The 19,121-nt window shown below is 55.5% G+C and carries 19 protein-coding genes and 1 tRNA gene; 9 read left to right on the forward strand and 11 right to left on the reverse strand.

The features are described 5' to 3' along the window. Positions 1-254: 254 nt before the first annotated feature. Positions 255-331 (forward strand) — tRNA-His (locus NWI01_RS12160). A 987-nt stretch (positions 332-1,318) separates the two neighbouring features. Here the strand turns inward: NWI01_RS12160 and NWI01_RS12165 are convergent. Further along, the gene (locus NWI01_RS12165) at positions 1,319-3,697 is read right to left on the reverse strand and encodes an NACHT domain-containing protein (RefSeq protein WP_141384103.1); all 2,379 of its coding nucleotides are present in this window, start codon (positions 3,695-3,697) and stop codon (positions 1,319-1,321) included. 580 nt (positions 3,698-4,277) lie between these two features. Here NWI01_RS12165 and NWI01_RS12170 point away from each other — a divergent pair. Beyond that, positions 4,278-5,204: a DUF4365 domain-containing protein gene (locus NWI01_RS12170; RefSeq protein ID WP_141384104.1), complete on the forward strand. Its 927-nt coding sequence runs from the start codon at positions 4,278-4,280 to the stop codon at positions 5,202-5,204. 175 nt (positions 5,205-5,379) lie between these two features. On the opposite strand, the gene NWI01_RS12175 is transcribed toward NWI01_RS12170, so the two are convergent. The 4 genes from NWI01_RS12175 to NWI01_RS12185 all read right to left on the reverse strand — a co-directional run bounded on the left by NWI01_RS12175 (position 5,380) and on the right by NWI01_RS12185 (position 7,610). Then, the gene (locus NWI01_RS12175) at positions 5,380-5,817 is read right to left on the reverse strand and encodes a thermonuclease family protein (RefSeq protein WP_244613741.1); all 438 of its coding nucleotides are present in this window, start codon (positions 5,815-5,817) and stop codon (positions 5,380-5,382) included. 52 nt (positions 5,818-5,869) lie between these two features. After that, complete coding sequence (locus NWI01_RS18920) at positions 5,870-6,046, reverse strand: hypothetical protein (RefSeq protein ID WP_181410463.1); 177 nt, start codon at positions 6,044-6,046, stop codon at positions 5,870-5,872. Between the two features lie 393 nt (positions 6,047-6,439). Next, on the reverse strand, positions 6,440-6,706 hold the full coding sequence (locus NWI01_RS12180; RefSeq protein WP_141384105.1) for a hypothetical protein: 267 nt from the start codon (positions 6,704-6,706) through the stop codon (positions 6,440-6,442). 544 nt (positions 6,707-7,250) lie between these two features. Next, on the reverse strand, positions 7,251-7,610 hold the full coding sequence (locus NWI01_RS12185) for a hypothetical protein (RefSeq protein WP_141384106.1): 360 nt from the start codon (positions 7,608-7,610) through the stop codon (positions 7,251-7,253). A 687-nt stretch (positions 7,611-8,297) separates the two neighbouring features. On the opposite strand from NWI01_RS12185, the gene NWI01_RS12195 reads away from it, so the two are divergent. Together NWI01_RS12195 and NWI01_RS12200 are read left to right on the forward strand one after the other, a co-directional pair. Further along, positions 8,298-8,537 carry a hypothetical protein gene (locus NWI01_RS12195; protein WP_141384107.1) on the forward strand — a complete coding sequence of 80 codons (240 nt, stop codon included), beginning with the start codon at positions 8,298-8,300 and terminating at the stop codon, positions 8,535-8,537. A 33-nt stretch (positions 8,538-8,570) separates the two neighbouring features. Beyond that, complete coding sequence (locus tag NWI01_RS12200; RefSeq protein WP_141384108.1) at positions 8,571-9,143, forward strand: hypothetical protein; 573 nt, start codon at positions 8,571-8,573, stop codon at positions 9,141-9,143. 254 nt (positions 9,144-9,397) lie between these two features. Here NWI01_RS12200 and NWI01_RS12205 read toward each other — a convergent pair whose 3' ends face one another. Further along, positions 9,398-10,474 carry a flavodoxin family protein gene (locus NWI01_RS12205; protein ID WP_141384109.1) on the reverse strand — a complete coding sequence of 359 codons (1,077 nt, stop codon included), beginning with the start codon at positions 10,472-10,474 and terminating at the stop codon, positions 9,398-9,400. Positions 10,475-10,711: 237 nt separating this feature from the next. Here NWI01_RS12205 and NWI01_RS12210 point away from each other — a divergent pair, with 237 nt between their 5' ends. The 5 genes from NWI01_RS12210 to NWI01_RS12235 all read left to right on the forward strand — a co-directional run bounded on the left by NWI01_RS12210 (position 10,712) and on the right by NWI01_RS12235 (position 14,282). Next, the gene (locus tag NWI01_RS12210; protein ID WP_141384125.1) at positions 10,712-10,945 is read left to right on the forward strand and encodes a PilZ domain-containing protein; all 234 of its coding nucleotides are present in this window, start codon (positions 10,712-10,714) and stop codon (positions 10,943-10,945) included. Between the two features lie 250 nt (positions 10,946-11,195). Beyond that, positions 11,196-11,384 carry a hypothetical protein gene (locus NWI01_RS12215; RefSeq protein WP_141384110.1) on the forward strand — a complete coding sequence of 63 codons (189 nt, stop codon included), beginning with the start codon at positions 11,196-11,198 and terminating at the stop codon, positions 11,382-11,384. Between the two features lie 4 nt (positions 11,385-11,388). Next, complete coding sequence (locus tag NWI01_RS12220) at positions 11,389-12,105, forward strand: thermonuclease family protein (RefSeq protein ID WP_141384111.1); 717 nt, start codon at positions 11,389-11,391, stop codon at positions 12,103-12,105. 233 nt (positions 12,106-12,338) lie between these two features. Next, positions 12,339-12,623: a response regulator transcription factor gene (locus tag NWI01_RS20095; RefSeq protein WP_283809249.1), complete on the forward strand. Its 285-nt coding sequence runs from the start codon at positions 12,339-12,341 to the stop codon at positions 12,621-12,623. Between the two features lie 900 nt (positions 12,624-13,523). After that, positions 13,524-14,282, forward strand: a complete 759-nt coding sequence (locus NWI01_RS12235; protein WP_141384113.1) for a hypothetical protein — start codon at positions 13,524-13,526, stop codon at positions 14,280-14,282. Positions 14,283-14,834: 552 nt separating this feature from the next. On the opposite strand, the gene NWI01_RS12240 is transcribed toward NWI01_RS12235, so the two are convergent. The 5 genes from NWI01_RS12240 to nhaA form a co-directional block, all read right to left on the reverse strand. Beyond that, a complete protein-coding gene (locus tag NWI01_RS12240) occupies positions 14,835-15,686 on the reverse strand; it encodes a hypothetical protein (RefSeq protein ID WP_141384114.1) in 852 nt (283 codons plus the stop codon). Between the two features lie 67 nt (positions 15,687-15,753). Then, complete coding sequence (locus NWI01_RS12245) at positions 15,754-16,248, reverse strand: hypothetical protein (protein ID WP_141384115.1); 495 nt, start codon at positions 16,246-16,248, stop codon at positions 15,754-15,756. After that, complete coding sequence (locus tag NWI01_RS12250) at positions 16,245-16,427, reverse strand: helix-turn-helix transcriptional regulator (RefSeq protein ID WP_141384116.1); 183 nt, start codon at positions 16,425-16,427, stop codon at positions 16,245-16,247. Before NWI01_RS12250 ends, NWI01_RS12245 begins: the two co-directional genes overlap by 4 nt. A 145-nt stretch (positions 16,428-16,572) precedes the next feature. Then, positions 16,573-16,998: a hypothetical protein gene (locus NWI01_RS18925; protein WP_181410464.1), complete on the reverse strand. Its 426-nt coding sequence runs from the start codon at positions 16,996-16,998 to the stop codon at positions 16,573-16,575. Between the two features lie 762 nt (positions 16,999-17,760). Further along, positions 17,761-19,104, reverse strand: coding sequence for a Na+/H+ antiporter NhaA (gene nhaA, locus NWI01_RS12260; RefSeq protein WP_141384117.1), 1,344 nt, complete (start codon positions 19,102-19,104; stop codon positions 17,761-17,763). Positions 19,105-19,121: the final 17 nt, after the last annotated feature.

Consider the following 19,121-nt stretch of genomic DNA (forward strand, 5'->3'; position numbering starts at 1 on the left):
GCTCTAGCCTTTCCGCCTGTGGTGGAAAACTGAAGCGGCTCTATGATTTTGATCTGACGCGTTTTTCTGCACAGATCGGAAAACGCCTGATCTGTCGAACCCGGGCCTCTTCGCCCGGGTTTGCTGTTTTGAGCGCCGTTCCGCTGCGATCAGATCCGGCCGTCACAGATTGGATCGTTGTGGCCTTGCCAAAGCGGATCGTTGCACCTAGTTTCCGCCCCGTTCGCGCTGCGTTTCGGGCGCGCGAGCATGATGCAGTTGTAGCTCAGTTGGTTAGAGCGCCTGTCTGTGGAACAGGAGGTCGGTGGTTCGAGCCCACCCAACTGTACCAATTGAAAACATTAGATTATTTGATGATTTTCAAACCCCGTTTACCCATCAAGAATGGAAGCCGGGTAACGAATGGGGTAACAGTAGCGACATAAATCTGAGCGCTTTACCTCACTTCAAAAAACACCAATCCGAATCGCACTTAGGCGTTTGGATGGGACGGGGAGCCGGAGTGGCTGACCACACAACGAAACATACGCGCGGAGTCGTGCGGGGAGGGTGCTCGGTAGTCGGAACACTACGCTGCATTAGCGAAGGGTGGAGATTAGCTGAGCAGCGATCTAGACGCTGTCAGTTCGTTCATAGCCTTTGACGGCACTGATTCCCAATTGGGCGGCAGTTCGCAGCACCTCTCACGATTGGTATCTCCCGCCCGCCCGGGCGGTCATTCAATCCACGCTGCCGAACAAATAGAGTAGCAACACGATCAGAGCGAACGACCGCGCCTGCGGCGATGGCCAAGCAGATTTTCTGAGCCAGCGTGCTTTCGTCCAGTCCCGAGTACGACCGCCTTAAAAGTCGCGTCATGCTCGCCCCTTTAGATTGCGCGGGAGAGCTGAAAGCATCCTCATCGCCGATCAGATAGGGTCGACCGCTAATTTATGAGATGCCGATCGGCATTCATGCTTCTACGCGGCAGTTTCGAAAGCGCGTTTTACGCTTACCTCGCAAGCTTATACATGATGATGGTGAGGTGTGATGAGGCGAAAGTTTCGATACGAATCGGCAAGTCTTCAAAGAGTTCCAACGGTGGTTGAGCGACGAAGGGTGTATGGACCCAGGTTGGGGGGACGCGGCGGCTACGGACGGACGTTTGCGATGGACGAGAGATCTTTGTTGGTCATGTGATCAGCCGTGCGACATGCGTCCTCTGGCTCGGCGCGTGGCCCCGCTCTAGAGGTGAATCGTGCTGGCCTGGATTTCAGTTGGCGGTGCACCGCCCGTCGAGAATCTCCGAACGATCTATGCTATCCCAAGCCTTCATCGACTAGCGCAGCCCCTCAATAAGTAGAGACCAATCTGCTGGCGTCATACTAAACTCCATGAATGGAAGTTCGATGGCGAAACGCCCGACGTCCAATGGAAATGTGCGATTCGCAACTACAATCTTGGGACGGCGCGTCTCATAGATTTCGTTCAGTATGCGGCCAAAATCTACCAGCAACTGCGGTGTTCCATCAGGCCCGTTGTGAGCTGTCGCTCGGCAGCAGTTAATAATCAAAAACTCGGAGAAATTGGCTCTTCTGACAGCACTTCGCAGTTCCCCACCAGCACGTTTAACCTTCCGCAAGTGCGCAAAGCTTACCTGTGACATCAGCTCGCGAATGGTGTCGAAAGTAACTTCGCGAAACTCAATCTTGTTCAAATTGAAAATTATCGCGTCGACGATAAAGTAGAGAGCATTAATCCCGCGCTCGTGCATGCCACCCTCAGATGCGCGCATCGGTAAGTCGCTTTCAACCAAAGTACGTAGCGTTGCGAGTACGCTTGCCTCGTTGGTGACGTCGTAAAGCGGCAACGACTTAAACAATAGGTCGATATGCTGCTGGTTCATCAGCTGACCTTTGTCATAACCAGTTGATGTCATGAAGTCGTGCATGACGTTAAGAAGCATCAATTTCAGTTCACCCGTATACCGCCGCATTTGATCAAGCGCGAACTCAACAAAGCGCGAAAAATGCTCGCCCGATCTAAGAAAGTCGACAATTTCAATGTTGATGGTTGCGTCGATCGTCCCAAGCGTGAGACCGCTCTTTTCAGCGTTCTCGAATTTCTTCGCTATAAAGAACTCCAGAAATGAGCGGTGCGCGAAATAAAAATTGTCACCAAACTTTCTCTCAATGAACGCCCCCGAAAACATTTCTCTCAGTAGCCCGTCGTCTGACGATTCGTGCTCGGCCGAGATAATGCGTCGGAGGATTGTGGTTGGTACTTCACGCGGATTAAAACTGAGGGATCGACCGCCGTCTTTCTCCCACAACCACCAAGCAACGTCCTGGAGAAACTTCGAACGCTTCTCACCGTCGATAGGTAGTCGCTCTGTCTTCTGCATCTCACGATCGATAGTAAGCTTGGTCGCTATTTCATAAAGCTCATAAACACTGAAGTCCTTTAGACCAACGTCTCGGTTTGTCGCGATATCCGCAAAGATCTTTAAATGGACAGGTCGTTTGAAATCATCCTGATGTGTGATGGATTCAAATTCGCGAACCCGCGATTCAACCCACTCCTTGCTAATTCCGTCGATATTCTCGCCGGACTTCGTAAGATGCTGAGTGAGATATCTCCTCAAGAACTGCTGCGCTTCAATTTTTGAAAACGGCTGTATTGTCAGTTCAATATACTCAGGACTTCCTGGAAGGCGAATAGTCTGCTCTCCGGAGATGCGTGTACCGCGAAGCGCCCAACTATGCTCTTGGTCAGAAAGAAATGCATTGGGTCTACCTGCTACAACTACGCGCGAGTTTTCAACGACAGCGCGATTTATCTCCCCAAAATTGAACTTAAACAAATCCCATGATAGTGCATGCTTCATCTCATCGAAGCCGTCGAAGATAAAGACAAATTTTCCCCGCCGGTTCAGCTTCATGATGTCGTGGAAATGGTATGCCGAGAGCCGATACCGTGCGGCAAGCATCTTGCCTAGGAGTCCCTCCAATTCCTGTTCTTTAGCGATTTCTGATAGTCGAACGTAGATAGGGACGCGCTTGGTAACATCGTTCAGATAGGCGGTACCTAGTTCGTAAATAAGGTATTTGCAGAACGAGGTCTTTCCCATTCCATATCCGCCCAATATCGCAAGCGGTTTGCCTCCCTCACCATCCTCAATCCACTTGTGCACTCTTTCAATGAGTCCTTCATCGTTGGAGACCCGTTGCTGTATGTAGTAAGAGTTTAAATCTTGCTCGCGAAAGATTTCAATAAGCTGTCTAACGTACCTGCTAAAGCCAAACTGCCGCTCTTCAAACTGATCAATGGTGAAAAGCTTAAATCCTATCTTTGCATTCGCTAAATGTTTTGCATCTGGACTAAAGCCTTTCCGTGCGATCAGCCAAATTCCATCAACACTCCCCGTGTTTAGTAGGCTTTCGTATTCTGTGTAGACCACAGCAACCTCCTGTTGACTGAGGTTTCTGTCAAAGTTCTTGCACTCGATAGCGATGCGCCTCGGCTCAAGATCATCCTCGAGAGTGGCCAGAACATCCACGCGCTTAATGCCTATCCGGATTTCCCGCTCTACCCTTACTCCGCGCGCCTCGAGCAGATTGATTACGTGATCGCGTAGTTGATCGCCTATCGCAACAGGGTTGTTGGACATCGTGATATTTGCTGTCTCTGAAAGCTGCGAAAGGCTGCTATTAGTCATCGTCGTTTCCTGAATGCCACCTGCTTGGCCGAGTTACTCTTGCGGAGCATGAAAAGCCCAATAGTTCAAATTATGCTGTGTTTATTCAGACTCTCCCTCATACTCTGCCGCCATCATATTTGATGAATTGATTCGCCGCGCCAACATAAGCGGCCTCTGCTGGAGCATGCTGACGGAGGAATGCGAATGGGCTGTGATTTGCCGGGACCTTTGCGAACAAGCGTTTTTCGTGCCGTCGGCGGGTGAAACGGAAGCGACAGCGTCGGAGGTTGCCGGAGCGGGCGGAGATGGGCCGGCCCAACAGACGGTTAGCACGGCACGTTGGCTAGGGCGTAACTTATGAATCAGGGATTAGATCGCTTAAAGGGCGTTCGGCGTGCATCGGGACCTCTGACATAGAGTTTGTTATTTTCTTTCCTGAGCTCACCTGAGGTTTTCGGGTTCGTCGTACATGCCTTGCCGGGACACGAAGCCGGGAGTTGCGAAATCCAGTGTAGTGAGTAAGCCCCTGGTTATGCAAGAATAGCGTACAGGAACGACAAGGCTGCCATCATGGTCCATTATTAATGTGGTAGGTTTGATGAAGCAGGTGGATAGGGACGGCGTAAACGCCGTAGAGGGCATTTTTATCCGGGAGCTGAAATGGATCTTCAGGGAGCAGACTATCGCCGACTGGGGTATTGATGCTCATGTGGAAGTGACCAATCGCGATGAACCAATCGGCCGGCTCCTCGCGCTCCAAATTAAGAGCGGCAAATCCTTCTTTCGAAAACGAGGCGACAATTTCGTTTTCTATGGCGAGGGGCGTCATCTCCGGTATTGGCGAAATCATTCGCTGCCCGTCGCCATCATCCTTCATGATCCAGATTCTGGCCTAACGCTCTGGCAGCGGGTTGATGAAGAGCTGATCAAGTGCGGAAAGAATGATCGGTGGTCCATCGAAATCCCGACTAATCAGGTCTTGAACGCTGATGCGCGAGAAGGATTGGAAAAAGGTGTGTCGGATATCACCGCGTTCCGTAGGCTAAGACTTACTTTTGACTTACCTCTTATCCGTGAGTTCGCAGCACAAAAGCATATTCGGTTTTCCATCGACGAATGGGTGAACAAAAGCCTGGGCTTCAGGGATTGTAGCGTCTACTTCAACAATCCTGACAAGGATGGCAATCCGAACCATGTTATCGGTGCATGGTGGCCGACACACAGCATCGGAGAGTATTTTGCAAACGTCTGGCCTTGGTTGTCATATAATTATATTGAAGATCCTCCGCAGTGCATGGGGTGGGATGAGGTCGAGGGACACGAAGTCCAAGTTGAACTGAACGAAATCGGCAAGGGTTTTCTCACATTGGAGGATTACTATGCCAACGGTGCTCAGGCGATTGATCCCGAGATTCCAGATTATCCTGAGCTGCAATACGATCCCGAGGCCGAAGAGTTCTACGCTTGGCTGGAGGAAGAAGAGCGGCAAAAGAGCAATGCGACCGGCGAAACGTCGTCAAGCTAGGTCTTCCAGTACGGCTTACAGACATGCCTTCGCTTTCCTTCGATGCCAGATTTCGAGGCCGAAACAGACATCATTGGTCTTCACTACGATGTTGAAGGAGAATTGATCGGGCGCACGTTCATTCGTCCAGGTGGAGGTGACTAGGGTGGGCGTCCTCCTAATCCGCGAGTCCGACTCATTTAACCTGACCAAACACCACGACCCGCGCGCACGGCTTTTTCTGAGCGCCAGCACACTTTCCTTTTGAGTATCGAGGCCAATCAAGCGCCAACCCCGATCGTACAATCCACTCTCCAATGTCTTGTCCGCCGACAAAGCAGACAGCGACGATGCGCTTGTAGCGGTCAACCTCCAAGCCCTTGCAACTCACCGGCCTACCAGCAATGAAGCGAGCTAGCTCGTTCGCAGCCTTCACACCGCAGCGGTATTGCAGGCTATCTTCGCCACGGCAGAGTTGATCGGACTCGGGAGCATCTATCCCCGACAGGCGAACGCGGTGCCCGTGAATTTCGAGCGTGTCGCCGTCAATAACGGATGCTTGTCCGGTGATTGTTTCGGCATGGGAGGGGCGTGCCAATACGAGCGCGAGGGCGACAAGACACAAGCGTACCATCGCTGAGCCTTTTTTCCATCGGAGCGGAGCAGCCCATCATGGTGCGTGTACACTATTGAGTGCTTAGCGACACACCAATGGTATGCGCCTTGGCTGCCGTTGCACCCGGTGTTCGCTTCAACGTTTTTGCAATCTTGGCGACGCCAGCCTTTTGCTTCGCGAGCGCCTTGAGAGTGCGAACGTCGTCTTTCGTCCACTCGCGGCGAACAGCTATTTTTTTCTTTGGCAAATCTTCGATCCTTCAATCATAGAACACTAGATTTTAGCAGATCGCGCGTTTTGCGCAAGGCAACGACGAATGCCTCGCACGTGCTGACTTGAAAAAGGAACTTGAAAAAATGGAGCGGGGGAGGTCGATCGTCGCCGCACGTTTAGTCAACGGAAGTCCAGTCGCTATGTTCGGTGAAGTTGGATGCCTGGTCAACGATCGCTTCTGCGAGTGCGGCGAATGATGGTGGTGTGGCTTCTTCACTGACCGTTAGGAATCGCGTCAGGCTAAATTTAGCGACGCTGATTCGTTCTTTGAGAACGGAATAGAGTTAGAGCGTGAACGAGCAAGGCGAGTGCAGGCGGCGAAAACAGCGTGACAAGCGCTGCTATCAAAGCCACTTAAGTCCTGAGGTCACTTCGCATGATCCATGGCTTTCCACTTGCCGTTGCGGATTGCTAGCATGACTTGCGCCTGGGGCGTAAGAATGGGGTTCTGCTTGCTCGCTGCGAACGCTTCGACTTCGGCCCAATCGATTAGAACGGTGCCATCGTCTTTCACTTCGTAGAGCGCGGTATCGTTGAGCGATTGCGTGACCTTGACGGTCTTGATGGCCTTCGGCTCTTGAGCGGAAGACGCCGTTATGGCGAGCAAGAGAAAAAGCGGAGTATAGCGCGGCATGAATCGTCCTATCCAATTCCACCATGTCCAAGGTGATCCGGGCAGAGTTGGCCGATTGCGTACGCCTCAAGCAAAGCCCGCAGTCGATCATTTTCAACTTTGATGTAGCGAAATTATAGCCCGCTCTCAACTTCACGCCTTTACCCTTAAGGGCGTGGATGACAAAAGACGATGCCCCTTGCAGATGATTGTTGAGCCGCTGGCGCAGTCCATTCTTACCTCGAACTGTTCTACCGACATGCGCAACCCGTCCCTTAGGGTTATAGATGATGTAAACACCATGGTCGTTCGGTGCATTGATCCGTTGACGCGCGCTCGGAAACGCGATCATAGGCGATCGTAACATTTGTCCGAGCTTGGCTTTGATCGCCTTGGGTTCACCTTTCATATCTATCGTCCTAATGATCGCCTTCCAAAACCGATCCATATCAACCGGCTCGCAAAGTTACGGCAAGCCCTTCGGCCTATCCCATCCATCTGCCCCGCGAGCCCGTGACGGCACCAAGTCTGCGCGCGCCCGATCCTGCATTGCTCAACGTGTTTTCTAGGCTCTGGGAAGCAGGGGGAACAAAGCCGCCATCTCGGCACTAGAGCGTGCTTGGTGCCCCATGCCGGGAAGCGCAACGCTGTAGACCGGCGCTCGGCAACCGCTCGCGTTGGCAGCGTCTTCGACGACCGTTTTCATGCCTTTGAGAAGCGATACGATCGCCTGCGGCCGATATTCGGCAATGCGCTTGGTCAAGCTTGGTGCTGAGGCGATCCATGCCGCCTTTCGCCTTGCCCGCGTCATGCGATTGATCGGATAAAGCACAAGGTCGTCCAGGTACCAACCGAGAGCCTTGAAGCGATCGAGAAATGTATCGTCGTGAGTATCTGAAATAGCGACGGCCATAAAGCGGGCCATGCTGTTGCGGCCGTCATAGAAAAACTGACCGCGTGCCGGTGCCGACTCCCCTACAAAAGCGTGGTGATCCTGACGGGACGAAAAGAGACTCGCAGAGCTTCCGTTGCATCAAGATCGAATGGAGGATCGTCGATTCTATTCTCATCGATCGTCATTCTGTTTCTTGCCCGCTATCGTCGGCGGCGACCCGATCGGCGCTGTTCTTTATGCTAGATTCGATCGCAATACCAAACCAGGGTCGTTTTTGCGTTGTTGGGCTATCTTGACTCCGTGAGAACATAATGAGAACAATGTCTCCACGGTCAAGACGGAATCGCGACATGCAACATATCCACGCCCGAACGCTCAATCGGAGGCCGAGAGCTTAGAGGTCGCGGCCTCGCAAGCCATCGCCGCCTGCCACGGCGATCTTAGGACAACGATCCGTGTGCTGATCGTGGCGAATGCGTTTCTGGAAAAGCAGGTCTCGCACGGCTATCGACGCGGCGTGAGTCACGGAAGATTCAACACTATTCAGGATAACGCTGATGGGTTGGCGCTCGCAAGAAAACTATGAACTGACGAACGAGCGCGACTTCAAGCGATTGTCGTGGCGTGATCGGAGGATTATTCAACGGGCCGGTTGGGTTGCGGCACTAGCGATCGTGTTTGCCTGCATTGTGGCCGGACATTTCAGGTGACCGCGTCATGGCCGATGTGACCTATTTTGTCGCGCTCCCGTTTGGTGCTGGCGACGATGGACCTGAACCTCGGGAGGCCATCGAATGCACCAGCGCGAACGCAGCAATACGAAGCGCAGAGCGGATGGCGCGAACTGAGGGACATATCGGTGCGGTGGCATTCAGCCGTACAGGCGATCCGGGCAGCGGTGAATTTTCGGACGCGGTCGTGTTGAGATCGTTTGGCGAAGTTCCGAGCGATCTATAGGAAAGGTGAGTGGGACGTGACGAGCAATGAGCGATGAAACGGTTGGTCTTATTTTTGTTGTTCGTTCCGGCCGCGATGCTCACTTCCGGCATGTTCGGTGCACTGCACGACCAGATTAGTTATTCGGTGTCTTCGGAATACTTTACGAAATTCAAGTTTCTGCAGTTTCACCTGCTCAATCCGGATATTCCGGAGCGTGCCCGCGTTTTCACCGTCGGATTCTTGGCAAGCTGGTGGATGGGTCTCCCGCTCGGAGTTCTGTGCGGACTCGCAGGAATGATCCATCGACGGCCAGCGCTCATGTGGCGATCACATATGTTGTCGCTCTGCGTCGCAGTGGTGACGACATTAGTGACGGTGCTCGTTGGCCTGGGATATGGCTGGGAGCAAACGCGGGATATCAACATTGCAGCCTATAGCGGTTGGTTCATTCCACAGAATGTTACTGACCTGCGACGCTTCCTTTGCGCTGGATATATGCACAACGCCGCTTACATCGGTGGGGTGCTGTCCGTTGCGTCAGTATGGATTTTCAATATCGCCTTCCGCGTTGCCACTAAAGATCAAAGTGAAAGTTCCGACAGTGTCAGGGTGCTCGTAGATTAGACTCAGGCTGGCGACAGTGAATCCAGTTATTAGAATGGTTTAGAATCCATGCTGGTCGGCTTCCGTCTGCCGCAGCAAAACTGGAATCAATCTGCTGGACGACCTCGCCTCGCCCTTCGATTCGCTACCCTCCTGGCGGCAGGAACAAGGGGGCGCAAAGGTGGTGAAGGTGCAGCTCAGCAGCCCAAAAGTCGGTCGGCTGCAGTTGGCGGTGCAACGGCGGTTTGAAATTGATCGTAGAGAGCAACGCGGCGCTATTTGGGAGCAGGGTCGGTTAGCCCTTCCGCAGGATTATCGAGACGACCGGCGCGCGCGAGTTTAACGGCAGCGCCAAGGGCGCGAGCCGCATTGCGCACCTCTTCCTGAAAAGCTGTGTCACTGTCCAGGTCCTCATGAGACGTCGCGTAGGGTTTCATGTAGCCGACGTAACCATCGCACTCGGCCGTGTTGCCGGCGGATATTAGCTTCATGTCCGACAACCAGTCCGAGAGCGACCGGCGAAGCGTTTCCGCCCCAGCACTGTCGCCATGCACGATCAACCCAAAATGCCGTCCAGCAAGGTGGCGCGGATAGGGCCAGCCGTTCAGTTCGAGCTCTTTCGCTTCGCTCACCGTCTTCCCGTGGGTTGAGGACGGATCGGGATTGCCTCCATCGGCGCAGACTAACCGGTCGATCATCGCCTTCAATGCTGTCGGTGCCTGATACCAGTTGACCGGCGTGATGATCAGGATGCCATGGGCAGCAACCCAGAGCGGATAAATATCGTTCATCCAGTCATCGGTCTGACCAAGCGAATAGTTGGGGTAACAACTGCACGGCCAGTGGCAGAGCGCCATCGAAGTCGACACGCAGGATTTGCACGGATGAATCTGTTTTCCAAATTCCGACGTCAGGCGCGACAGGTCAAGCACCTCAACGTCGAATCCCATCTCTCTGAAGCAGGGTTCTGCGATCTCCAGCATTCGCCAGCTCTTGGACATTTCGCCCGGGCAGGTATGTTCGCTGCGTGACGATCCGTTAATCAGAAGAATGCGTAGGTTCAGATCTCCATCGTCATGACGTTGCTGGGCCTGATGAATTGCGTCGCGCGCATTAAACCAATCTACGGCGATGTCATAATCCGGATCGGCAAAGCCGGGGCCGGCCTTGCGGGTCACCGGTGCCTTACGCGAATGGCTGTAGGCGTCCCATGCCGCTGATATGATCGCATCAAGTTCGCGGCCGAGGGACGAGAACGCCGGGTCTCTGAAGCGACCGCGATAACGCCGCTCAAATTCATCACGGTCCAGTCTGACCGGAGGCATTCCCTTCCGGACTACCGGCTCAGCCATGACTACCTTCTTTTGACATACGCACCCCGAGCGAACCAATCCAAATCCTTGGCGAAGGTTCCTTTGGGAGATCGATACGCCTGAAGCGAATTTAGTCCGGATGTAGAGCCGCAATCCGGTCAGCCGTCCAATCGTGCGAAGGGCGGATGCTCAACTTGGCGGTATCCTAACAAGCCTTCCTTAAAGCGCGCTTCGGTAAGCTCCTGGGTCGATGACATGCATCCGCACGGACTCATAATGTTTGAGGAACGGAAGAGGACAGCAGTTCAGCATCCCGCGCAAATTCATAGCGGTCGGATGAGCATCGGCTGTAGCATCATAAATATCTCTGCTCATGGGGCTGCTATCGATGTTCAGAATCCGGGCGGCGTCCCCGATCGGTTTCAGCTTGTGACCGAGCATGGTCGCGTCGTGCTCAACTGCCGAGTCCTTTGGATCAAGCAGAACCGGATTGGCGTCGCCTTCGAGTAGGTATGGGAGCGTGTGCCGTGATCGCTCATTTCGCGGTCCTCGTCGCTCAAACAGCCACTGGCACCTGAAGCCAGCGCGTCTACCAATCACCCTCAACCGCGCGCCTGTTGCACCGACGTGCGGCACTGACAATAACGCGGCATGCGCGCCCCCGATCCGCCGCCCTCCGGGCGGCAGGAATGGGAGGGGGGCTTGCAAAGCGCGGTCGGCTAAACGATGAAGAGCCGTGAGGAAACAGGGGGCAAAACAAATGATGAAGGTTCTTTTCGGCCTTGCGATAGTCGGGCTTTTCATGTTTGGCGGACAGAGCGACGCCCAGGCGCGTTATCGTAACGGCCACCATTCGGACAGCCACAGCTACAAGCACAAATCGCACCATCATAAAGGATCGTGCTGGCGAACCAACCGACATACTGGCGGCAAATTCCGCATCTGCTGAAGCGATGAGAAGTTTCCTGCACGTCCTTTGTGCCGTCGCATTCGTTGCGCCGGCGGTGGCGTCCGAGATCAACGGCATTCCGCGCATCGTTGATGGCGATACCGTAGAGATCGCCTCAACAAAAATCCGGCTCTTTGGCATCGACGCACCGGAAACGGATCAACTCTGCATCGACGGTACCGGTCAAAAATGGGCGTGCGGTATCGCTTCTCGCGATGCGCTCGCGGTGTTTTCGAGTAACCGGCCATGGGCTTGCAGCGTCACTGGCGAGGATCGCTATGGGCGATCCCTTGCGTCATGCGCGGTTGCTAGCAAGGACGTTAGTCAGTGGATGGTCCGATCCGGATGGGCGCTCGCCTTCGTCAAATATTCTGACCGCTACATCGCAGACGATGCGGCGGCACGTGCCTCGAAAGCCGGGCTTTGGGCGGGTGCGTTTATAGCCCCGTGGGATTGGCGATCGCGCAACAAACAAACGCTGGTTCTAGGTGCCATCGCCGTGCCGGCGAACGCCCAAACCATCCTGCTCGGTGCTGTATCGTCTCAGGAAGCGCCGGACCCCAGATGCACTATCAAGGCCGGCGTCAGTCGTGGTGAGTGCATCTACCATCTGGCCGGTGACCGTTGGTATGCGAAAATGAAGATGAATAAGCCGGATCGGCGCTGGTTTTGTACGCCGGAAGAAGCTGTGGCTGCGGGATGCCGGCCTCCTAAGCGTTGAGGTATGGGAGGGGATCACTCCCCGTTGCTCGACCTCAAGATCGCTCAAGGGGCGGATGCTCAACTTGGCGGTATCCTAACAAGCCTTCCTTAAATCGCGCTTCGGTAAGCTCCTGCATCGATAGCATGCCATCCGCACGGGCTCACCATGATTGAGGGTAGGAACTTGCTGAAACAACCTTCCAATCAATGCCATTGATTCCACGGTACAGAACCCGCGCGCCAATTTCCGCGATGACGGGGGAACAGCGGAAAAGCGAGGTCGGGACGAACGCTAGACGACACTTTGCGCAAGCCTTGGCGCAAAGATATCACCCAGCGCCAGTGCGACTGACTCCGCGAGAAATGGATATCCTGCAGTGGATGGCGGAAGGAAAAAGCGATTGGGAGATCGGTGTTATTCTGAAGGTTTCAGAGCATCTTGTCGACAAGATAGCACGTCAGCTTCGTGCCAAGCTGAACGCCACAAACCGCGCTCAGACCGTCGCGATTGCGCTCAGACAGAATCTGATTCGATAGGTCAAGGTACGGATTTGCGTACTTGCTCCGCCGTCTCTCCCGCGCCGTAATACGCCGGCGGCTCGCGGACTATATTAGCAGGCAATTGTCAGCCGCTAAAATAGCACCAAACGTTAATGAACTCGGAGCCTATAATTAGCCCTTAAGTCAATGATCACAATGGCACCAGCATGGATATAGCCCTTGTTTTGCTAGTTGCTAGCGCGTTGATTGGAGCAGTTGCGGGCTTGCGCTTTAAAGTCCTGGTTCTGGTGCCCATCGCATTGCTGATTGCTCTCGTTTCCGCCGCCGTTCTCCGCATGTACGGTTTTGGAGCCGGAAGTGGAATTGTCACTATAGCTGCGTGTCTGGTCCTGAGCCAGGCCGCCTACCTCCTTGTTCAGGCAAGTCCTAGACCCAGCGCTTTCGACCCATCATTTGACGATGTAACCGACGGCGTACCAAGCCCCTGCCGCGAGCAGGCCATCGGTGGCGACCACAGCGATCATGGCGATCAAAAACCACCCCCATCCCGGCCTCTTCTTTAACCGGAGTGTTAGCGCTTTCGAACAACGTCTTTCCTTGGGTTTACTGGGACCTCCTGGCGGGAAGATCAGACTTGGTGCGTCTCGGCGATACAATGTGTGGATCATGCAAAAGACACCTTAAATTGTGATTTCACTGAACGTTCTGTCCAGATCAAAGCGAGCGCCGCATCCGTTCGCGACGAAGGCTCAAATAAAGGTGCTACGCTACTGGAAAAAAGCAGCTTGGATTTAGCGAAAATGTGCAAGGAAGGAAACACTTGAGTTACGCCTGAAAATAAGGACCGCAGATTCTACCGGCCTCAGACGGTATCGCTGTACAGAACCCATCATGTGACCGCCCAATTTTGGCCCGATGCGCCACGCATGAACTAACTTGGGCAAGCCTTTGCAATCCCCCTTGCCCCTTGCGAAACCCGCCGGCGACACTTCCGCGCCGGTGGGTTTTCGTCTTTTGAGATCACAAAAAAAGCACAACGCCGCGCGGCGGAATATGCTCGCCGGCGGCGCTGGCTTACGCACTGGGCTTTGCAATCCCCCAGCACAGGATGAGTCGCTCAAACCCGGTAAAAGGTTCAGGCCAGCTTTCGGCGGCCCCTTGGCCGGAGTGCCGTCCTTACCTCAGTTTCGCCTTGTGGTGGGCTTTTGCTGGAACAACTTACGATTGTGGGAGTTTGCTACTGGGCGAAAAAAGAAATGGACCGGCACGATGCCGCAATATTCGATCCACAAGACAGGAAAGCAGTATGTCGTGCGGGCCGAAAAAGACCTCCTGATCTGCGAAAGCCGTCGCGAGGCCGAGCACATCGTTTCCGACGTAGCTAACGACGCTGAAGCGAGCGTGTCTCAGGTCGGGGCTTTAACCAGCCTGGGTGGGCATCGAAATGCAAACTCAATTGAGGTTGCTGCCGAAAAATCACCTTGCACCAATGCCGATGTGCTCGCCAAAGCAATTTTGGCTATCAAGCTGATATTGGACATCGAGAAAGCGCTTGTAGACGATCTCGATTCCGGTACGCCTCGAAATCCGCGACCGATTCAAGATCAGATATTGGCCGTTTTGGACAAGGCGGATGCTGTCGGCGCGGCCAAGCGAATCCAGTCGGGCTTTCGCGGTCTCAGGGTGGTGAAGTAGAGACGGACCAGCAAGACAAAGTCCGTTGCCGTTGCGCTCGTCATGTGACCGCCCAATTTTGGCCGATGCGCCACGCATGAACTAACTTGGGCAAGCCTTTGCAATCCCCCTTGCCTCTGTGCGAATCCCGCTGGTGATACTTCCACGCCGGTGGGCTTCGCTTTCTCACCCGTGAGCGAGCGCGTTGCGAGCGGTCACAGCCGGTGATGTTGTTCCTAAATGGAGCGCAGCATGGTAGTCCGGATGACATTTTATTTATCTGGAGGACGAACACTATGAGTAGCGTCAAAACAGGGTGGATTATCGGAGGTGTAATCCTCGTGTTGCTGGTCACCCTTTCTAACGTTTACACCGGGAATGGTAAGCATTCGTCGAATACCGCAACGCAGACGCAGCCGCAGAGATAAGTTTGAGCGAAAGCCGGCGGTCTTAATTACGGGCGCTGACGGCTTCGCTGCCCATCTGACCGGCCCTGTGCGGAAGTTCGCAACGGCGTCGAACGCAAAGCAGCCCCGTCGAGTTCGACGGGGTGCTCCAATGTGAGTTCGAGGCTCATGACCGGGGCCAGTGCCACTTGCCGGTTTTCGCGAAGCCGGGCGGCAACCTCACATCATCCAGCGGATGCTCGTAACGAGGAGGCTGAGGTCGCGTCCGGGAGACCACCATCTCGCGCTTCTCCAAGGTCGGGACAATGATGAGCTCACGGCCGTAGTAATGATAAATCTCATTTCCAGCGGGCACTGGCTTGCCATCCGGGCCAATGGTCGCGCGCCGCACTTCCTCGCGCGGTGCTTCAAACTGATACTTCGTCTCCTCCGTGTCGCGGGGACTGCCGGGATAGCGATAGACCCAACACGGCACCTTCGCGCGCTGCTCGGTGGCTTCGGTGCCGGGGGTGGTGCGGTGAATGTCTGAGTAGCTCGCGACGGTCTCGCAGACCGTGTTGCTTTTCAAGGAAGCATTGATTTCGGCACGTTCCGCGTCGATCGCTTTCAGCTTGGCGATGATATCGCCGATCGCGTTGGCGTGTTCGTCGTAGGCGGCCAAGAGCTTCGCGGCTTCCTTTTCGTTCGCCTTCCGGCATTCTTGGGCACGAGCGCGAAGCGCGGCGTCAGCGGTGGCTCTTGCGGCAGCCTCTTCCGCAGCGAGCACGGCGGGGAGTTCTGACTGCAGGTGAGCAATGCGAGCGTCGAGTCGATCGATGGCGCGCCTGGTGGCTGCGACATCCGCCTCAGCCTTTACATGCTCCGCGTCGGTCATCGTCGCGATAGCCGCAAGCTTGGGGCCGATCTCCGCAGTGAGACGCCCGATCTCAGACTCGCGTTCGGCGATTTCAGCGCGGATGATGGCCGACGTAATGATGGTCTTGGCGGGGAAGAGCTTTTCAAGGAAGTTAATGCCCATAGGTTGTCTTCTTTTCTGTCAGGTGAGCGCAGCGAGGGCGCGCTGATGGTGGGTGCGGGGTGTGCGTTTAGTCGCGGCAGGCCTGGAACGCTTCGCTCGCTTTGAGCCAAGCATTGAACGCTCCGGCCTCGACATGCAGGGCAAAGACGACATCACTGGCGAATCCGGCACGAGCGAGATTCCTCGAATCCTCAAGAGATTGCCGCGCGGCGGCAAGCCGGGCCGTGGTGGTCGCGACCGATTGAAACAGAAGTTTCTGGTTTGCAGTCATGACCGGGATTCTCTTTGGAGTATGCCGCTGGGCCAGCGTTGGTGCTGGCGCGGTGATTTGTTGCGCTGGCTTCGGTGGCGCGACGATCGATCGTGCGGGGGCGGATGCGTTTGCGCGGCGCTCGGCTTCGGCTGCACGCTGCTCTGCTTCGGCCGCGTGTCGTTCGGCATTGGCGACTTCTTCGGCGCGGCGTTCGGAGATGCGGCAGGCGGTTACGCGGCGATTGGCGTCTGCTACGCGGCGTTCGGCTTCAGCCACACGGCTCTTCTGCTCGGCTTCGGTGATTGTCATTGTGCGCTCTCCGAAACCGTCCGGGCAGCGAGCCAGGCGTCCAGTGAATCGACATCGAAGTAGCGAACGCCGAGCAGAGTAACGTGGGATGGCGCAATGCCGCGCTTGACGTAGCTGGATAGCGTGCTCGCGCTGATCCCAAGCCGTTTCGCCGCGCGGTGCTGAGAAAGCTTAGTCATGATCCGATCCTTTCAAACCGTCCCCGGACGGCAGGGAGGAAGCCGCCGCCCGGGTGGGTTCACAAACTTGCTGTCGTTGGACCCAGCAAGTGAGTGCGAAACTATCGAACCTTTCGGACCGTGAAGAGCCCGGTTGAGTAGCCCCTTAAGCAGCGGTCGTAGCTTGCTTGGCGTTGTCGTTCGCAGGCTTGGACTTGCGGCGGTAGTGGCGCTTGTTGTCGTTTGCGGCCGCGCGTTCAGCGTCAAGCTCAGCAAGGATGCGCTCGCCTTCTGCAGTTGAAGCAAGCTGGAGCGCAGCGATCTGTACGGCGGCGCTCCACACCTCACCCAATTCAATCTTCGCGAGTGCTGCGAGTTCTGCGGCCTTCGCTGCGACGCTCGGCGGGAGCATTTCGACGTGAGCAGGCACGGCGATGAGGTGGAATCCAAGGCTGTTCAACACGGCTTCGAGCGAATCGAGGCCGGGCGCGTTCTTGTTTCTCCATCCCTTGAGGCTCGCGCGCCTGAATCCACTGGCCGACTCAACCTCATCATAGGTTCGCTGCTGGCGCATCATCTCGGCAAAAACCAACCGAACGTGTGGCCCAACGCCACGCTCCGGCATGGTAACCGTGCGCCGATACCCCGGGCGACGGTTGATGAAACGGTACAGCGGCCCGTCTTCGCGAAAATCATAGGGGCGGTGGCGACTGCGCATTTTCATGAACCTGCGTTGAGGAATCTGTACGCAGGATGCGAGTGAGGGCGATCATGATACAGACCATTTCGCCCCCTCCTTGAGCACATCGGCCATCGCCACCAAGCTCAACCGTAAGAACAACAACCTGACTTTAGGAATTTATATCTACCAGATGTAAGCGGTCGCCCGTCACCCTCCCTTCCATCCCCGTCAGACAGTACCTTTTTACCTTTGTGCATCGCACAAATAGAAAATCCTTCTCTAAATCGTGCGTTTGAGAGAATATTTTCATTTCATTCTAAAAAGGCGGCCGGAGATTGTGCTGTTTTGTCATTAAACCATTGATTTGATTGATCTTTGAGTGGCCGGTCTTCGATCGTCACGCCTGCGAATTTCAATCAGTCTCGATCGAGTTCGCCTTTCGATTGAATCGCTTTCGATCCGCGCCGCTTCTGGATTTCGATCGCTTTTAATGCGCGTTGTCGTGCGAGCATTCGTTTGTTGCGCTTCGCTCCTGTTCGCCCAACGATCGCAATCGCGCTTTCGCTTCGCCCCTTTGCGCCAGTGGTTCGCTCAAACGCGTCTCAAAATCGATTTAGAGGCACGCTGAGACGCTTCCCGGCGCAATGGAGGGTGTTGCGCCAGATTGCGGATTCACCGACGTTGAACGTAGGCGACGCCCCAGCCAAGCCCGAGCATTGCGGCTACCGAAGAGCCTAACAGCACGCCGAGCTTTGCTGCGGCCAGCAGGTTCTCGTCGGCAAAGGCAAGCATCGCGATGAAGATCGACATGGTGAAGCCGATCCCGGCGAGCAGGCCGATCAGGGTGACACCTCCCCAGGTCACGCCGGGTGGCAGCCGGCACCACCCCAGCCACACCATGAGCCATGTGACGACGATGATACCAAGCGGCTTGCCCGCGACGAGGGCGACGCCGATGCCGATCATGACCAGTTGCGCGCTACCGGTGCCGAGGTCGATCCCATCAAGGCTGACACCGGCGTTTGCGAGCGCGAAGATCGGCATGATGCCGTAGGCGACCCAGGGGTGGAGCGCCGTCTGCACACGCACCACCGGCGGTAACATCTCCCGATTGGCGAAACGTAACTGCCGCCGGGGGTGAGCCAGGCGACGCGCGTCTTTCGCGGATACCGCGTCATGGCCTCGCAGTTCTGCGGCAACGCGGGACAATACGTCTATCGGCTGCTCGCGCATCGGAATGGACGCCACCGGCGTCATCAGGCCAAGAACCACGCCGGCCAAAGTCGGATGGGCTCCGGTGACCAATAAGCCGATCCAGACAACCGCGCCCGGGACCACATAGACATAGGCGGAACCCACGCCGATCCGTTGCAGGGCGATCACCATGATGATGCCACTCCCCGCGATCGCGAAGCCGTTCAGGTCCAGTCCGCCGGAATAGAAGAAGGCGATGATCAGAACCGCGATAACGTCGTCAATGATCGCCAGAGCCAGTAGGAACACCCGCACATTGGATGGGATAGAACGTCCCAGCAAAGCCAGTACGCCGACCGCGAAGGCGATATCCGTGGCTGTGGGCACGGCCCAGCCATGCACGCGCGTCGGATCGCCATTGAGTGCCACATAAATCAGGGCCGGCGCGATCACGCCGCCGATCGCTGCGGCGATCGGGAGCACCGCCTGATTGAGTTTGCTCAGCGCCCCTTCATGAATCTCGCGCCGAATCTCCATCCCGACAACCAGAAAGAAGACGGTCATCAGCGCGTCGTTGACCCAGAAATGCAGGGATTGCGCATAAACAAAACTGCCGAGCCCGATCGAGAGAGGCAGATGCCACAGGTCGTGATAGCTTTGAGCGAGAGGAGAGTTGGCCCAGACCAGTGCCACAATCGCAGCAACCAACAGCACGATGCCGCTGACAGCCTCGACATGCAGGAATTGATGAAGCGTGTTGAAGGCCCGTTCCGCCAGCCGCTGGGCTTTCGGCAGATCGTCAAATGGAGGGCTATCGTTCATGGGTCGCACGCGCCCCG

It is taken from the genome of Nitrobacter winogradskyi, from assembly GCF_006539545.1.
Classification (GTDB): Bacteria; Pseudomonadota; Alphaproteobacteria; order Rhizobiales; family Xanthobacteraceae; genus Nitrobacter; species Nitrobacter winogradskyi_A.

What these genes read in the sequence shown, in the direction of transcription:
- NWI01_RS12195 (WP_141384107.1), top strand. Translation starts at nt 8,298, where the DNA reads ATGGCCGATGTGACCTATTTTGTCGCGCTCCCGTTTGGTGCTGGCGAC.
- NWI01_RS12165 (WP_141384103.1), bottom strand. Translation starts at nt 3,697, where the DNA reads ATGACTAATAGCAGCCTTTCGCAGCTTTCAGAGACAGCAAATATCACG.
- NWI01_RS12220 (WP_141384111.1), top strand. Translation starts at nt 11,389, where the DNA reads ATGAGAAGTTTCCTGCACGTCCTTTGTGCCGTCGCATTCGTTGCGCCG.
- NWI01_RS12205 (WP_141384109.1), bottom strand. Translation starts at nt 10,474, where the DNA reads ATGGCTGAGCCGGTAGTCCGGAAGGGAATGCCTCCGGTCAGACTGGAC.
- NWI01_RS12210 (WP_141384125.1), top strand. Translation starts at nt 10,712, where the DNA reads ATGTTTGAGGAACGGAAGAGGACAGCAGTTCAGCATCCCGCGCAAATT.
- nhaA (WP_141384117.1), bottom strand. Translation starts at nt 19,104, where the DNA reads ATGAACGATAGCCCTCCATTTGACGATCTGCCGAAAGCCCAGCGGCTG.
- NWI01_RS12180 (WP_141384105.1), bottom strand. Translation starts at nt 6,706, where the DNA reads ATGCCGCGCTATACTCCGCTTTTTCTCTTGCTCGCCATAACGGCGTCT.
- NWI01_RS12170 (WP_141384104.1), top strand. Translation starts at nt 4,278, where the DNA reads ATGAAGCAGGTGGATAGGGACGGCGTAAACGCCGTAGAGGGCATTTTT.
- NWI01_RS12175 (WP_244613741.1), bottom strand. Translation starts at nt 5,817, where the DNA reads ATGGTACGCTTGTGTCTTGTCGCCCTCGCGCTCGTATTGGCACGCCCC.
- NWI01_RS20095 (WP_283809249.1), top strand. Translation starts at nt 12,339, where the DNA reads ATGACGGGGGAACAGCGGAAAAGCGAGGTCGGGACGAACGCTAGACGA.
- NWI01_RS12185 (WP_141384106.1), bottom strand. Translation starts at nt 7,610, where the DNA reads ATGGCCCGCTTTATGGCCGTCGCTATTTCAGATACTCACGACGATACA.
- NWI01_RS12245 (WP_141384115.1), bottom strand. Translation starts at nt 16,248, where the DNA reads ATGACAATCACCGAAGCCGAGCAGAAGAGCCGTGTGGCTGAAGCCGAA.
- NWI01_RS12200 (WP_141384108.1), top strand. Translation starts at nt 8,571, where the DNA reads ATGAAACGGTTGGTCTTATTTTTGTTGTTCGTTCCGGCCGCGATGCTC.
- NWI01_RS12215 (WP_141384110.1), top strand. Translation starts at nt 11,196, where the DNA reads ATGATGAAGGTTCTTTTCGGCCTTGCGATAGTCGGGCTTTTCATGTTT.
- NWI01_RS12240 (WP_141384114.1), bottom strand. Translation starts at nt 15,686, where the DNA reads ATGGGCATTAACTTCCTTGAAAAGCTCTTCCCCGCCAAGACCATCATT.
- NWI01_RS12250 (WP_141384116.1), bottom strand. Translation starts at nt 16,427, where the DNA reads ATGACTAAGCTTTCTCAGCACCGCGCGGCGAAACGGCTTGGGATCAGC.